The organism is Paraburkholderia aromaticivorans, from assembly GCF_012689525.1.
GTDB classification, from domain to species: domain Bacteria; phylum Pseudomonadota; class Gammaproteobacteria; order Burkholderiales; family Burkholderiaceae; genus Paraburkholderia; species Paraburkholderia aromaticivorans_A.
The window spans coordinates 708286-722128 of the sequence record NZ_CP051514.1 but is presented as its reverse complement, the minus strand read 5'-3'; the positions used below and the strand labels follow the sequence as shown (position 1 = coordinate 722128).

Sequence of the window (13843 nt, the reverse complement as noted above, 5' to 3'; positions counted from 1 at the left end):
TGTCCCTGGTGGATAGCAACCCCTGCACGTTCGCGACCTGTTTGAGCAGGTGCATTCCCGAGGATAGAAGATGACGGCGGAAATTGATAACGACAGCAGTCCCTTGACCCATGCAGCCATCTGGGCGCTTGAGCGTCTGGCCCAGCAGCGATACGGCCGCGATGCGCCCACGTTAAACTGGTCGGTCGCGCAGGAACTGCGTAATGCCGGGTTGGTATCCGTCCCCGCGAATGGGCGAGGTGGGGTTTCGATTACCCGGGCTGGACAGGATTTTCTGCGTGCCCGGGCGGAGATTTAGCGCACCGCGCGCCGCGCGTTGCACGCCGTTGGCTTTCCAGTCGCTGAATGGCTGGCCATCGGCGAGCATGTGGGAATCGCCGGCCACCGTGTGTGATTCTGGCGCCACGAAGATGACGCGGGCCACACGATGCATTATAATTTAATTAACATACTTGGACTTCGCCCCCGTCATGGAAACGAAAAGCGCTCGACTCACGATTCTGATCGATCCTGTGAAGAAGGAAGCGCTCGAAAAACTGTGCGCGGCGCAGGACCTGACGCCCTCACAGGTAGTGCGGCAACTGATCCGCGACTACCTCGATCAGCATGGCGTCAGCTACCGGACGAAAAGCGCAGTTGGCGCGCGTCCGCGCCGAAAAACCGCCTGAGGTACGCCTGCGCCAGGTCGGCGACGTGATCCCGCGCAGGCATCGCGCTGGGTCCTGGTTCTACGGCACCGTGGGTCTCTTCGGCAGCGTGCATCGGAAAGATAGCACGATGAGGGTAACGTGATGATGTACGGCCGTCGCGGCCGCAACGATATGGCAGGTCGCAGGATTCACCGACTTGAGACGAACGCAGAGTTGCTGTGCTTTCTCACGTTATCCGAGATATTTGCCTTTCGCACCACCGGAGCGTGGCTGCAGTCCGATCATCTTGTTGAGAGCACGAGGATCTGGCTGCGTCGCCACGATCATCATGCCGACTGGCGTCGGCGGATTGAATTGAGCCGAATGGCCACGGATCTCGCGCAACAACTCGTGAAGGCCGGCGATATCGCGCGTGGCCAACCGGACGCATCCTGGTTCTTCATCCGCGACATGCAGATCAACTTCGCATCACCGCGGGTGATCGTCGTCTACGCTCGATGCGTGGCTGCCCTGAGCAGGGACATTAGCGGCGGTGCGGCATAGCCCTGGCATGCGATGCAACCCCGAGCTGCCGGGCCCATCCCGGTTCCCGGCACCTTGAATGTCCGGTCTTCCCGGGGCCCTTGCATGAGGTGCCTGTATCGACCGTCGCGCGTGCCTGCATGTTAGTGGACGCGTCACGCGGCGCTTCCGTTCCGGCCGCGCAGATCGGGCGCCCGTCAGCCATTTCGGGAGCCGGTCAGCTTCTGCCCGAATGTCCAGTCCGAAGCGAGCCCCATGCCTTGCTTCAAACGGCGCGCGGCCCCGCGCAGGTTCAGGGGATGTGTCGCGGCCAGGACGCGTGCACGCGCGAGGAGCGTGTCCCGGGAGGGAAGTCCCGGCGCGCCCTTCCAGGCAAACAGCGTGTAGTTGCAACTGTCCTCGGCCATGAAAATGGACAGCGACTCGCCGAACACTGAACGCACCTCTTCCAGGTAGTATGGAATATGGGGATCGTCGGCGACGAAATTGGCGACCAGCACCCCATCGCCCGCAAGCCGCGCATTGCAAGCCGAGTAAAAGGCGGCGTTGCCCAGCTGTGCAGGCATGCCGTGTGCCAGAAAACCATCCACCAGAATTACGTCCGGGCGCGCATTGTGGCCCTTGACGTATTCCGCCCCGTCCGCGCAGATTACTTCGAGTCGCTCGTCATCGGGCGGAATATGAAATGTGTCGCGCAAGGCGATCACCCCGGGATCAACTTCGATGGCCACTATCCTAGTATCCGGAAGATACCGGTAGCAGTACTTGGCCAGCGATCCCCCGCCCAAACCGATCATGGAAATTCTGGTGGGCGCCGGTTGCAGGAGCAGGAATCCCATCATGGTCCGGGTGTAGCCGAGCACCAGCCTGTCGGGGTCACGCCGGGACACGAAACTCTGCGTGGACAGCAGATCGAAGTGCAGCGAAAGCGCGTGCTCGGTTTCCAGCACCACGGGCGCACCGTCTGCGGAGGGCCCGGCAAGAAACTTCATATAGGCGTCGAACGACGCGTGAGAGTGATTCATGCTGCGGTCTAAACGAGGTTACTGTTCGGTTCTTCGGTCCGCCCACCGCATGCGATGACCGCTGCGTCTTCGGGCTGACAGTTGAAACTTCATGGGGCTCGCGACGATGGGGATGCAGCACCTGCATCGGCAACGACCAGTGCAGTCATGTTGACAATGGCACGCACCGTGGCGGACGCGGTCAGCACGTGCACCGGCTTCGCGGCACCCAGCAGCATCGGACCGATCGTGATGTTGTTGCCTGCGGCCGTCTTGAGCAGGCTGTACGCGATGTTCGCCGCATCAATATTCGGCAGGATCAGCAGGTTCGCGTCGCCTTCGAGCGTCGATTCGGGCAGCGCTTCACGGCGCAGGTTGGCGTCGAGTGCTACGTCGCCGTGCATGTCGCCGTCCACCTGCAGGTCCGGCGCGCACTCGCGCAGGGTCGCCAGCGTGTCGCGCATCTTCTGTGCGGACGGCGCGTTGCTGGTGCCGAAGTTCGAGTGCGACACCAGCGCGATCTTCGGCTCGATGCCGAAACGGCGCACTTCTTCGGCGGCCATGATCGTGATCTCGGCGAGCTGCTCGGGCGTTGGATCGACATTCACGTGCGTGTCGACGAGGAAAATCTGCCGGCCCGGCAGCACCAGCGCGTTCATCGCCGCATAGACGCTGCAGCCTTCGCGCTTGCCGATCACCTGGTCGATGAAGTGCAGATGCCGATACGTCGTGCTGATGGTGCCGCAGATCATGCCGTCGGCGTCGCCCTTCTTCATCAGCATCGAGCCGATCAGCGTGGTGCGGCGGCGCATTTCGAGCTTCGCCATCTGCTCGGTGATGCCCTTGCGCGACATCATCTTGTGATAGTCCTGCCAGAAGTCGCGATAGCGCTCGTCGTGATCCGTATCGACAACGATGAAATCGACACCCGGTGTGATACGCAGGCCATAGCGCGCAATGCGGTGCTCGATCACCGCCGGACGGCCAATCAGGATCGGCTTCGCGAGCTTTTCGTCGACGATGATCTGCATCGCGCGCAGCACGCGCTCTTCTTCGCCTTCCGCGAACACAATGCGCTTCTTCTCCGGCTCGACGCCGCGCGCCAGCTGGAAAATTGGCTTCATGGTCGTGCCGCTGTGATACACGAACTGCTGCAGATGCTGTTCGTAGGCTTCCATGTCCTCGATCGGACGCTCGGCGACGCCGGAATCCATCGCGGCCTTCGCCACAGCCGGCGCGACCTTGACAATCAGGCGCGGATCGAACGGCTTCGGAATCAGATATTCCGGGCCGAACGACAGGTCCTGAATGCCATACGCCGTCGCGACGATGTCGCTCTGCTCCTGGCGCGCCAGTTCGGCGATCGCGTTGACCGCGGCGATTTCCATTTCCCGCGTGACCGTGGTCGCGCCCGCATCCAGCGCCCCGCGGAACAGGAACGGGAACACCAGCACGTTGTTCACCTGGTTCGGGTAGTCCGTGCGGCCCGTGCACAGCACGGCGTCCGGACGCACTTCCAGCGCCAGTTCCGGCAGGATTTCCGGCGTCGGGTTGGCCAGCGCGAGGATCAGCGGCTTGTCCGCCATCTGCTTGACCATCTCCTGCTTGAGCACGCCGCCGGCCGAGAGCCCCAGGAAAACGTCCGCGCCGCCAATGGCTTCGGCCAGCGTGCGGGCGTCGGTTTCACGCGCGAAGCGCTCCTTGTCCGGGTCCATCAGTTCGACACGGCCCTTGTAGACCACGCCGGCCAGATCGGTGACGGTGATGTTCTCGAGCGGCAGGCCGATGTCGACCAGCAGATCCAGACAGGCCAGCGCCGCGGCGCCCGCGCCCGAGGACACCAGCTTGACTTCCTTGATGTCCTTGCCGAACACCTTCAAACCGTTGGTGATGGCCGCCGCGACGACGATAGCCGTACCGTGCTGGTCGTCGTGGAAAACCGGAATCTTCATGCGCTTGCGGCATTCGCGTTCGACGATGAAGCAGTCCGGCGCCTTGATGTCTTCGAGGTTGATGCCGCCAAACGTCGGTTCGAGCGCGCAGATCACGTCGACCAGCTTGTGCGGATCAGACTCGTTCAACTCGATATCGAACACGTCGATGCCGGCGAACTTCTTGAACAGGACGGCCTTGCCTTCCATGACCGGCTTCGAAGCGAGCGGCCCGATGTTGCCGAGACCAAGCACCGCGGTGCCGTTCGTGACGACGCCGACCAGGTTGCTACGCGCGGTGAAGCGCGCGGCGTTCAACGGGTTCTCGACGATTTCCTCGCACGCGAACGCGACGCCAGGTGAGTACGCCAGCGCGAGGTCGCGCTGGTTGATCATCTGCTTGGTCGGGGCGATCGCGATCTTCCCCGGGGTGGGAAACTCGTGGTAATCGAGGGCGGCTTCGCGGAGTTTGCCCTGGGCTGGGGTAGGCATGATGTCTCCTGGTTAACAACATTTGCAGACAATGATAATGATATTATCACGTCAACTGCATGACACAGAGGAGCTGAGACGCCAGACCTGACGGCATTACGCGCGGGCCTGTAGCGACCCGGCAAGGCAGGACCACCGACAGAAATGAATCAAGGGACAGCCCAGATGAATTCAGCTCCACGCAACTACGGCCTTGGGCGTCTGCGCCTGCATCACAATCCGGTCAGTCCTGATGGTCATCAGGCGCATCGCGACGTCATGCTGCAGGCGTCACCCGATGGCAGAACCGCCGTGCTCGTCGAGATCGAGGAGCGGTACAGCGATCATCATGCGACGGGTCCCGAACAGGAGGTCCGGTATGAGATTTCGGTATCTGATCTGGTCCAACTGATCCGGGCGCATGGTGCGCGCCTCTGAGATGGCTATTCACCTCGAGAAGGCTGCCGCAAGTGCTGCGCGCTAACCCCGACGCGAAATCCCAAGGAGCGACCGCGTGACGAAAAAGGCTGTGAAGAAGCAGACACTGGACGTGGCGCCGGGCAACCTCAACGTGACGAGTGGACACGCCGGCATAGACGTTACGGATCGCGCACGCACGGCGGCCGCGGTCACAACGCGACCAGCGAGCTCCTCGACGATGGACAGAGCGCGGGACTCCGGGTCTGCGGTCCCAACAGTTCCACCGGAGACCGGTTCACGCCGGATGAAAGCAAACGCGCGTGTGCACGACGCCGGTGCCGCGCTACCGGATGAGTCCGCTGGAGAAAACGACGACGGCCGCTCAAGCCTGCGCGCGCTGATCAAGCTCGGAAATGAGCGCGGGTTCGTCATTCGTGGGGAAATTAGCGATTACCTGCCTGAGCGCCTGGCGCAACCTGATGCGATCGAAAACGTGATCAGAGCCTTCAGTGACATGGGCATCGCCGTATTCGAGCAGGCACCGGACGCCGAGTCCATGGTGATGCACGATCATGCGGTCGCGGGTTCGTCTGATGAGCAGGTCGAGGAAGAGGCCGTGGCGGCCATCTCGAGCGTGGACGCCGAGTTCGGCCGCACCACCGATCCCGTGCGCATGTACATGCGCGAGATGGGTACCACTGAACTCCTCACCCGCCAGGGGGAAATTGCGCTTGCGCGGCGCATCGAAAAGGGCCGCAACGACATGATCCGGGCCATCTCTTCGTGCCCGACAACGATTGCGGAGATACTGGCGATCGCAGACAGCATTGCCAGCGGCGCAACCGCTATCGAAGAGGTCGTCGATGGGATGATTGACCCCGCTGCAGTGGAGACGGATGACATTATGGCCGTCGCGGAGGAAAGCGTCGACGGCGATCCGGTCCTCGACGAGGATCAGGGAGACGACGAAGATGATGACGGTGCTGAAGCCGCGTCGGCCGATCTGCAGAGCGAGACCCTGACGCGTGACGCGCTGGCGAAGCTGGCAACGGTAGCTGACTGGTTCGAGCAATTGCGGGATGCCTACGAAACGGAGGGTTACGGATCGCGGCGTTATCGCGCCGCACAGGCAGCGATCGAGACCGAACTGACGACGATCCGCTTCACGGCGCGCACAATTGAGCGTTTGACGAGCGCGTTGCGGGTATCCGCCGACGGGGTCCGGACCATCGAGCGCGAAATCGCGCGGATCGCGGTTGACCGGTGTGGTGTGCCTCGCGACACGTTTGTCGCGCATTTCCGGGGCAACGAGACCAACCCGGCGTGGCAGCAGCAACTCATCACAGCAGGGCACCCGTTCAGTGGCGCGCTGGAGCGAAACCTCCCTGCGATCCAGCTGGAACAGGAAAAACTGCTTGCTTTGCAAAAGCGGGTCGTGCTGCCGCTCGATGACTTCAGGGAGGTCTGTCGCGCGATGACCGCAAGTGAAGCGAAAACGCTGCGCGCGAAAGGCGAAATGATCGAAGCGAACCTTCGACTGGTGATTTCGATCGCGAAACGGTACGTGAACCGCGGCCTGCTGTTTCTCGACCTGATACAGGAAGGCAATATCGGCCTGATGCGCGCCGTCGACAAGTTTGAATACCGTCGCGGCTACAAGTTCTCCACCTATGCGACCTGGTGGATCCGGCAGGGCATCAGCCGGTCGGTCGCCGATCAGGCGCGCACCATCCGGGTCCCTGTCCACATGATCGAGTCGCTCAACAAACTGAAGCGGGTCACGCGCCAGATCCTGCAGGAGACCGGCCGGGAACCCGACGCCGCCGCGCTGGCGGAGCGGATGGAGATGCATGAAAACAAGGTTCGGGCCATGCTGCGGATCGTCAGGGAGCCGGTTTCCCTGGATGCGTCGGTCGGGGAAAACGACGACACGTCCGTAGGCGACCTGATCGAGGACCCCGCGGCGATTTTGCCCGACGATGCAGCGCTGCACGCCAGCATGCGGGATGCCGTCAGCGAGGCGCTCACGACCTTGACACCGCGCGAAGCGAAGATTCTGCGCCTGCGTTTCGGTATCGAGAGCGGCAGCGATCACACACTGGAGGAACTCGGACAACAGTTTGAGGTGACGCGCGAACGGATCCGTCAGATTGAAGCCAAGGCACTGCGCAAGCTGCGGCACCCGGCCCGGTCCGGGCGATTGAAGTCGTTCCTGGGCGAGGAGTAGAAGCCAGAGGCGATACACGGCCCTGCGAGGCCGGGTACACCGGATGAGAAACGAAGCGCCGCGTTGACGTTCAATCCCGACAGACTGCGCGACCGTATCAGGGCATTCGACGCGTCGGCTGCCGATGCCCCGGACGACAAGGCGTGAGCACCGGGCAAGGTTCGAACAGATATCAGGCCAGAAGGGTCGGCTGCTGTGACCCGGCAACATGCATTACCTATCCACCTGAACCAGCATCTGGAGTGATCATCGTGCGGTCAATGCGTGAACAGAAATACCATGGGCACTGAAAAAATCAATCTCGACATTCACAGGATTCTCACGTTGCTGCCGCATCGCTATCCGATCCTGCTGGTCGATCGGGTGCTCGAACTCGAGCCGCACAAGCGCATCAAGGCGCTGAAGAACGTGTCAATCAATGAACCGTACTTCATGGGCCACTTCCCGAGTCGTCCGGTGATGCCGGGCGTGCTGATTCTGGAGGCGCTCGCGCAGACGGCTGCGCTGTTGACCTTCTCGGAAGAGCCGCATGATCCGGCCAACACGCTGTACCTGTTCGTCGGCATCGACAACGCGCGATTCAGGCGCGCGGTGGAACCCGGCGACCAACTGATCCTGAACGCGACGTTCGAGCGGCATATGCGCGGTATCTGGAAGTTCAAGGCACGCGCCGAAGTGGATGGCGTTGTTGCGGCGGAGGCCTGTCTGATTTGCACGGTCAGACAGACGGATGGGGACGGCCTGTAAGGTAACAGATGAAAGCAAAGCCGCGACCGGCGAGATGATCGACGCAGTGATCGCTGCGATCACCGGCGCGGAGACGAAGGGCGATACGATCGCCCCGGTTTCGACCGCCGGCACCGCCTGATCGGTGCGCCTGCCCTGGGGCATACCGCTCCGGAGCAACAGGCTCAGACAAGCCGAAGCACGCCGTGCGGGGCATCGATTGGCCACGCGACATCAGGTGTTGTTTCCAACGTGGCGGCCATCGCCTGCGTCAATGTCCATCACGGGTCCGGTTCCACCAGTGCCGATGAGGCGTCATCGATGACACGATGGGAGTCCTATCATCGGCGCGACATGTGAGATAAGATGTGCTGAGAATGAATGTTTTAGGAGAAGCAGGATGAAAGTCGGCAACGCACCCGCGAGTCGATCGCTGCAGGCAGCAGGGGGCATGCCGGTCCTGCGGCTCGGGTTTCGGCCGTTCTACCTGGGCGGCGCAGTTTTCGGGGTGGTCGCTATCACGTTGTGGCTTTTCGCCGTGCATGGATATCCCGTCGCGGGTCGCTCGCTTGCGATGAACGGCATGCTCTGGCACGTACACGAAATGATCTTCGGCTTCGTCGCGGCTATTGTGGTGGGCTTTCTGCTCACGGCAGTCAAAGCATGGACCGCACTCGATACTCCGCTAGGCCCATCGCTCGCATGCCTATGGTTGTTGTGGGCATTGGGGCGCGTAATGGTCTGGTCGGGTCCGCAACCCCTCGCGGCTATTGTCGATTCCGCGTTCCTTCCCGTTGTCGCCATAGTGTTGTTGCGTGTGCTCATCGCCGCTCGCAATCGCCACAACATTTTCCTGCCAGTAGCGCTGGGTGTCTTCGGGCTGCTGAATGCGTTTTTTCACTGGTGGGCGTGGGAAGGGCGCGCTGATCTGGCGATGCGCATGGCCTACGTGGCGATCGGGCTCGTGGTGATGTTCGTGACCGTGATTGCAGGACGTGTCGTACCGATGTTTACCATGAACGCCATTCCCGGTTTCTCGGTGAAACGCTGGAGGGTAATTGAAGCGCTCGCGGCACCGGTTGTGATCCTGACGTTCCTTGCGGACGCTGCCGATGTCGCGCCCTTGGCGATCGGCGCCTGTGCCTGCGTGACGGCGGCGATTCACGGAATCAGAATTGCCGGATGGCGTTCATGGCGAGTGGGAAACCGACCTCTTCTATGGATCTTGCATCTTGCATATGCATGGATTCCGATCGGATTCGTGCTGCTTGCTTTGTCGGCCGCAGGTGGTGTCTCACATTCATCCGCGATTCACGCACTGACCGTCGGCGCGGTCGGGTGTGCAATTATCGGAATGATTACCCGTACCGCTCTGGGGCATACCGGGCACGCGCTCGTTGCAGGACGAACTGAGCTTGTCTGTTACTGGCTGATGATTGCGGCGGCGCTCGTCCGCGTTATCGGACCATGGTTCGCTGGCAATGTCGTGGGACCCTGGATTGACGTGGCGGGGGCCTGCTGGTCCGCCGCATTCATTGTCTACCTGGTCAAATACATACCCTACCTGACGGCGTCCCGCGTCGATGGTAAGCCCGGATGACCGATCCAGAAAGGTATCCAGCCACCATCACCCTGTTCGTGCATCGACGACGGTTGGCACAAAGCGCGGCATGCGTTGCGCTGATCTGACGGATCAGGGGTGTGCGTAGGGCGAATCCGACGCACCTTGTTGTCGCCTGTCTGCGACCCGCACCGCGCTTGGGAGATTGACAATGGTTGGATGACAGAATCCCATCGGAATAGTCGCGAATTGGGACTCGTCGTGGAATGTGGTGGCGTCAATCCCGAGCCAATTGCGAAGACGATCTCCGCTTGGGTCGTCCCATGGGATGCCCGATGCGTGCACCAGGTGCCTGACCGACAATGAGGATGCGCGCGCCGACTGCCGCGGGCGCGATCGGGCGAGGCCAGAGCGGCAGGTGCTGCGAACATGCCCGACAGGCACGCACGTCAGTCAGAAGCGTATCGAGGGAAGCATATTGACACTCATTCACTTTCCAGTCACTCCATGGTCAGGTCGTTGTCATGGCATTTGTATCGCTTGCCTGCGATTTCTGACATGCCGGTCGCGCTGAGAACAATGACGGTCAAGAGCAGCCGCGAGGTGGTTGATGGCTGCGGGTTCACATGGAACTCCGACTGCAAGACAAATGAAGTAAGGGGTAAGCAGGACTCCGCGGACGTCTCCCATATGAAATGCGCTTCACTTTCGATGCATTGCAGATTATCTGTTCATTGGTCACGTGCGCAGGCATCCGCTTGTCAGCGAGAGGAACGATTCGCGCGACTCAGAAGCGGTGCGACTCAATTTCTCCGCTACGTACAGATCGTCTGCATCTAGAAAACATTCTGCGTCTTAAATCTATGGCATCGGCGTGATTGGATTGCCATGCCAAAGAGTTTATCGCCAGATCCACGCTGGTGGATCGCTAGCTGGAAACGACTGGTCTGATGCCGTATCGATCGCATCCAGAACCGGAAGGAGCATATCTCGTCGCTCCAGACCATCCTGCCCCGGGTCCCTTGATTGATGAAGGCGAGTCTGGTCCACACCAATGCCCGACCCAGACAGAAACGCCGCCTCAAGATCTACCACTGGGGCATGCCGCGCAGCACGCATGTGCGCACATCTCCGCCGGCGAACAGTTTTCTGGTCAATCGAGGTCGCCCGTTTCTTCGTCATGTCCGCTCTCCCGCAGTTGAGTCTCGTTCCTTCAATCCTCGACCGTGCTTAGAGGCAGTTAGCGCTGCACAGACTGCCTCTGCGGTAATCAACCGGTGGAGTTGCGCGAAACGGTCGTCTACAAGGCCTTCGAACAACGGATCTGGCTGGCCGCGCACATCCTGAAGCTCGATCATGTTCCAGTCTTCATCGTCGAGATGACGCACTGCCGCAGGAAAAAGTGTCAACTCCTCGACGATCATGTTGTGTCGCAGCCGCTCTGCGTAGAGACGAAGGTGGATCTCTACCAGTTCCTGTGACATGTTCTCTTTACGGGCCGCCGCTTCCAGATCCTGGAGGAGTTCGTGGCCCTGCAGAATCAACGTTGCATGCTGGGTCTCGATTTCATGGCCCAGCGCGGTCGAGAATGCATTCTTTTGCAGCAGTTTCTCGATGATGCGGTCCTCGAGCGCGTGGTGAGTCACATCCGGAAAGCGCGTCAGATAGTAGAGTACGTCCACCACGAGTGCTAGGTCCGGCGCAGAGGGATCAACGTGCAGCGATATTTCGCCGTTGAGCAGACGCACCAGCCGTCCGAGTCGGACATGATCGGCGTGCAATCTTTCAATGAGCGTGGACATGGTGCACCTCGGTCGAGTCTGGATGAGCTTCCATCGTTTCGAGCGCCAGCGCCGAATGCGCGTACGCGGCTCCCGCGCGCATTTCGGCGGAAACCCAGATGGCCTCCATAATTTCCTGCGCGGTGGCTCCGCTTTTCAGGGCCGCCGCGGTGTGACCGCGTATGCAGTAAGGACACTGAGTGACATGTGCGACGGCAACGGCGATCAACTGCTTTGTTCTCGCAGGTATTGCACCGTCCGCGAAAACGCATGCGCTGAATGCCTTGAAGGCAGCCAGCGGTTCTGGCGCAAGCTCCTTACGCTTGCTCGCGATTGCCGCACTTGATGCGGGGTACATGGGTTGGTTCATGATTCATCTCCCAATAACGGGCTGGCAGCGAGTCGCGCTAGCCCTCGGTTATCCGCACGTCGTATCCGGCCTCTTCGAATGCGATCAGGAATTCTTCCGCCAGCAGCCACGAGTCCACTGTCACGGAATGCGCGCCTTCGTTGACGTCGACCTTCGCATCCGGATCGACGGTGCCGATCGCGTGGACAATGACACGCGGGTCATCGCCGCCCGTCAGTTTCTTTACTTCGAATTTCATCTGTTGCTCCTTAACACCGGGATATGGAGCGCTCGCGCCATTAACTTGACCTCGGGCGGAATCTCAAAGGTATGAAACGGAGCGGGGCTGGGGACCGTCCATTCGAGCCCTTCCGCGCCGTCCCAAGGCTTGTCGGCAGCCTTGGCGACGCCGGTGCCACGGTAGGCCGGCAATGCGACGAAAAACAGGAAATACACCTGCATCAGTCCGAAGCCGAACGCACCGATTGTCGCGATCTGGTTCCAGTTCGTGAGTTGCGCCGGGTAATCGGCGTAGCGGCGTGGCATGCCTGCCAGGCCCAGAAAATGCATCGGAAAGAACGTGACGTTAAACGTGATCATCGTGGCCCAGAAGTGGATCTTGCCGCGCAGTTCGTTGTACATGTGCCCGGTCCATTTCGGTGACCAGTAATACCAGCCTGAGAACATCGCAAACAGCGACCCGGCCACCAGCACATAGTGGAAATGCGCAACGACGTAGTAGGTGCCGTGCAGCGCGATATCGAGCGGTGCGACCGCGAGGATCAGCCCGCTGAAGCCACCCATCACGAACACAAAAATGAACCCGATCGCGAACAGCATCGGCGTTTCGAACGACAGGGAGCCTCGCCACATCGTCGCCGTCCAGTTGAATACCTTCACACCCGTGGGCACCGAGATCAGCATCGAGGCATACATGAAAAACAGCTGACCGGTGACGGGCATGCCGGTCACGAACATATGGTGCGCCCACACCATGAACGACAGGATCGCGATAGAGGCGGTTGCATAGACCATTGAGCTATAGCCGAACAGCGGTTTGCGCGAAAACGCCGGCACGACCTGCGAAATGATGCCGAACGCCGGTAGGATCATGATGTACACCTCCGGGTGACCGAAAAACCAGAAGATGTGCTGATACATCACCGGGTCACCCCCACCGGCCGCATCAAAGAACGAGGTGCCAAAGTGACGGTCAAACAGCAGCATCGTGATCGCACCCGCCAGAACCGGCATCACTGCAATCAGCAGATACGCAGTGATGAGCCACGTCCAGACGAACATCGGCAGCTTCATCATCGTCATGCCGGGTGCGCGCATGTTCAGGATCGTCACGATGATGTTGATCCCGCCCATGATCGACGACGCACCCATCAGGTGCACCGCGAAAATCGTCATGTCCATGCCGGGGCCCATCTGGATCGACAGCGGCGCATACATCGTCCATCCCGCCGCTTCTGCGCCGCCCGGCGCAAAGAACGACCCGACGAGCAGGATTGCCGCGGGCGGCAGCAGCCAGAAACTGAAGTTGTTCATCCGTGCGAAGGCCATGTCGGACGCGCCGATTTCCAGCGGGATCATCCAGTTCGCGAAACCGACAAAGGCCGGCATAATGGCGCCCAATATCATCACGAGGCCGTGTAGCGAAGTAAGTTGATTGAAGAACTCCGGTCGCATGATCTGCAATCCGGGTTCGAACAGTTCTGCCCGCAGCATCAACGCCATCACGCCACCCGACAGCAACATAGTGAACGCGAACAGCATGTACAGCGTGCCGATGTCCTTGTGATTGGTGGCAAGGAGCCAGCGACGCCAGCCGTGAGGCCGTTCGTGGGTGTGGTCAACGGGAATCTGGATAATCGTACTCATCGTGCCCGCACCCCAATCAGTGAGAACGGCGACTACCTGCGCTGTATCGCCGTGAAGCATCTTCCTTCGATCCTGCCATTGCGTGGCTGGCACATTCTCGGAAATCGTCGGAACGGGTAGCGCTCAAAGGGCGCAATGCGCGCGCCATTCTGCTGTGTGACGATAAACGGAAGTTCATCCCGCTCGTACGGGTACTGAGAGGCGCTCTTATCTTGTGCGTCAGAAGTAGCGGTGACCAAACTCGCCTCAGGATATATCGCGTTGTGGCGGATTGACGAGTACACCCCTACAAAGGAATGGTGCTTTCCCGCCAG

The 13843-nt window shown here is 60.6% G+C and carries 14 protein-coding genes and 1 pseudogene; 7 read left to right on the top strand and 8 right to left on the bottom strand.

Annotated features, from left to right (window positions below; all coding sequences use genetic code 11):
• Positions 1-70 precede the first annotated feature (70 nt).
• The 3 genes from HF916_RS03335 to HF916_RS03325 all read left to right on the top strand — a co-directional run bounded on the left by HF916_RS03335 (position 71) and on the right by HF916_RS03325 (position 1193).
• Entirely contained in the window at positions 71-298 is a 228-nt protein-coding gene (locus tag HF916_RS03335) for a hypothetical protein (protein WP_168787800.1), read from the top strand.
• Between the two features lie 172 nt (positions 299-470).
• Positions 471-668 (top strand): ribbon-helix-helix protein, CopG family, encoded by a 198-nt coding sequence (locus tag HF916_RS03330; RefSeq protein ID WP_168787799.1) that lies wholly within the window; start codon positions 471-473, stop codon positions 666-668.
• A gap of 120 nt (positions 669-788) precedes the next feature.
• On the top strand, positions 789-1193 hold the full coding sequence (locus HF916_RS03325; RefSeq protein WP_168787798.1) for a hypothetical protein: 405 nt from the start codon (positions 789-791) through the stop codon (positions 1191-1193).
• 176 nt (positions 1194-1369) lie between these two features.
• Here the strand turns inward: HF916_RS03325 and HF916_RS03320 are convergent, their stop codons facing one another.
• Together HF916_RS03320 and HF916_RS03315 are read right to left on the bottom strand one after the other, a co-directional pair.
• Positions 1370-2197, bottom strand: coding sequence for a spermidine synthase (locus HF916_RS03320; RefSeq protein WP_168787797.1), 828 nt, complete (start codon positions 2195-2197; stop codon positions 1370-1372).
• Positions 2198-2286: 89 nt separating this feature from the next.
• Entirely contained in the window at positions 2287-4599 is a 2313-nt protein-coding gene (locus HF916_RS03315; RefSeq protein ID WP_168787796.1) for an NADP-dependent malic enzyme, read from the bottom strand.
• A 165-nt stretch (positions 4600-4764) separates the two neighbouring features.
• Between HF916_RS03315 and HF916_RS03310 the strand changes: the two genes are divergently transcribed.
• The 4 genes from HF916_RS03310 (at position 4765) to HF916_RS03295 (ending at position 9551) form a co-directional block, all read left to right on the top strand.
• Positions 4765-5016 carry a hypothetical protein gene (locus tag HF916_RS03310; RefSeq protein ID WP_168787795.1) on the top strand — a complete coding sequence of 84 codons (252 nt, stop codon included), beginning with the start codon at positions 4765-4767 and terminating at the stop codon, positions 5014-5016.
• Between the two features lie 76 nt (positions 5017-5092).
• The gene (gene rpoD / locus HF916_RS03305) at positions 5093-7225 is read left to right on the top strand and encodes an RNA polymerase sigma factor RpoD (RefSeq protein WP_168787794.1); all 2133 of its coding nucleotides are present in this window, start codon (positions 5093-5095) and stop codon (positions 7223-7225) included.
• 279 nt (positions 7226-7504) lie between these two features.
• A complete protein-coding gene (gene fabZ, locus HF916_RS03300; RefSeq protein ID WP_168787793.1) occupies positions 7505-7972 on the top strand; it encodes a 3-hydroxyacyl-ACP dehydratase FabZ in 468 nt (155 codons plus the stop codon).
• A gap of 379 nt (positions 7973-8351) precedes the next feature.
• Positions 8352-9551 carry an NnrS family protein gene (locus HF916_RS03295; RefSeq protein WP_168787792.1) on the top strand — a complete coding sequence of 400 codons (1200 nt, stop codon included), beginning with the start codon at positions 8352-8354 and terminating at the stop codon, positions 9549-9551.
• 177 nt (positions 9552-9728) lie between these two features.
• Here HF916_RS03295 and HF916_RS50270 read toward each other — a convergent pair.
• The 6 genes and pseudogenes from HF916_RS50270 to ctaD form a co-directional block, all read right to left on the bottom strand.
• Positions 9729-10005 (bottom strand): annotated as a pseudogene (locus HF916_RS50270) (uracil-DNA glycosylase family protein); the annotation flags it as partial.
• Between the two features lie 7 nt (positions 10006-10012).
• Positions 10013-10138, bottom strand: a complete 126-nt coding sequence (locus tag HF916_RS51390; protein ID WP_277352268.1) for a hypothetical protein — start codon at positions 10136-10138, stop codon at positions 10013-10015.
• A 552-nt stretch (positions 10139-10690) separates the two neighbouring features.
• Positions 10691-11314, bottom strand: coding sequence for a hemerythrin domain-containing protein (locus HF916_RS03290; RefSeq protein WP_240975330.1), 624 nt, complete (start codon positions 11312-11314; stop codon positions 10691-10693).
• On the bottom strand, positions 11298-11663 hold the full coding sequence (locus tag HF916_RS03285; RefSeq protein ID WP_168787791.1) for a carboxymuconolactone decarboxylase family protein: 366 nt from the start codon (positions 11661-11663) through the stop codon (positions 11298-11300). Before HF916_RS03285 ends, HF916_RS03290 begins: the two co-directional genes overlap by 17 nt.
• Before the next feature lie 37 nt (positions 11664-11700).
• Entirely contained in the window at positions 11701-11901 is a 201-nt protein-coding gene (locus HF916_RS03280; RefSeq protein ID WP_168787790.1) for a copper chaperone, read from the bottom strand.
• The gene (gene ctaD / locus HF916_RS03275) at positions 11898-13529 is read right to left on the bottom strand and encodes a cytochrome c oxidase subunit I (RefSeq protein WP_168787789.1); all 1632 of its coding nucleotides are present in this window, start codon (positions 13527-13529) and stop codon (positions 11898-11900) included. Before ctaD ends, HF916_RS03280 begins: the two co-directional genes overlap by 4 nt.
• Between the last annotated feature and the right edge of the window lie 314 nt (positions 13530-13843).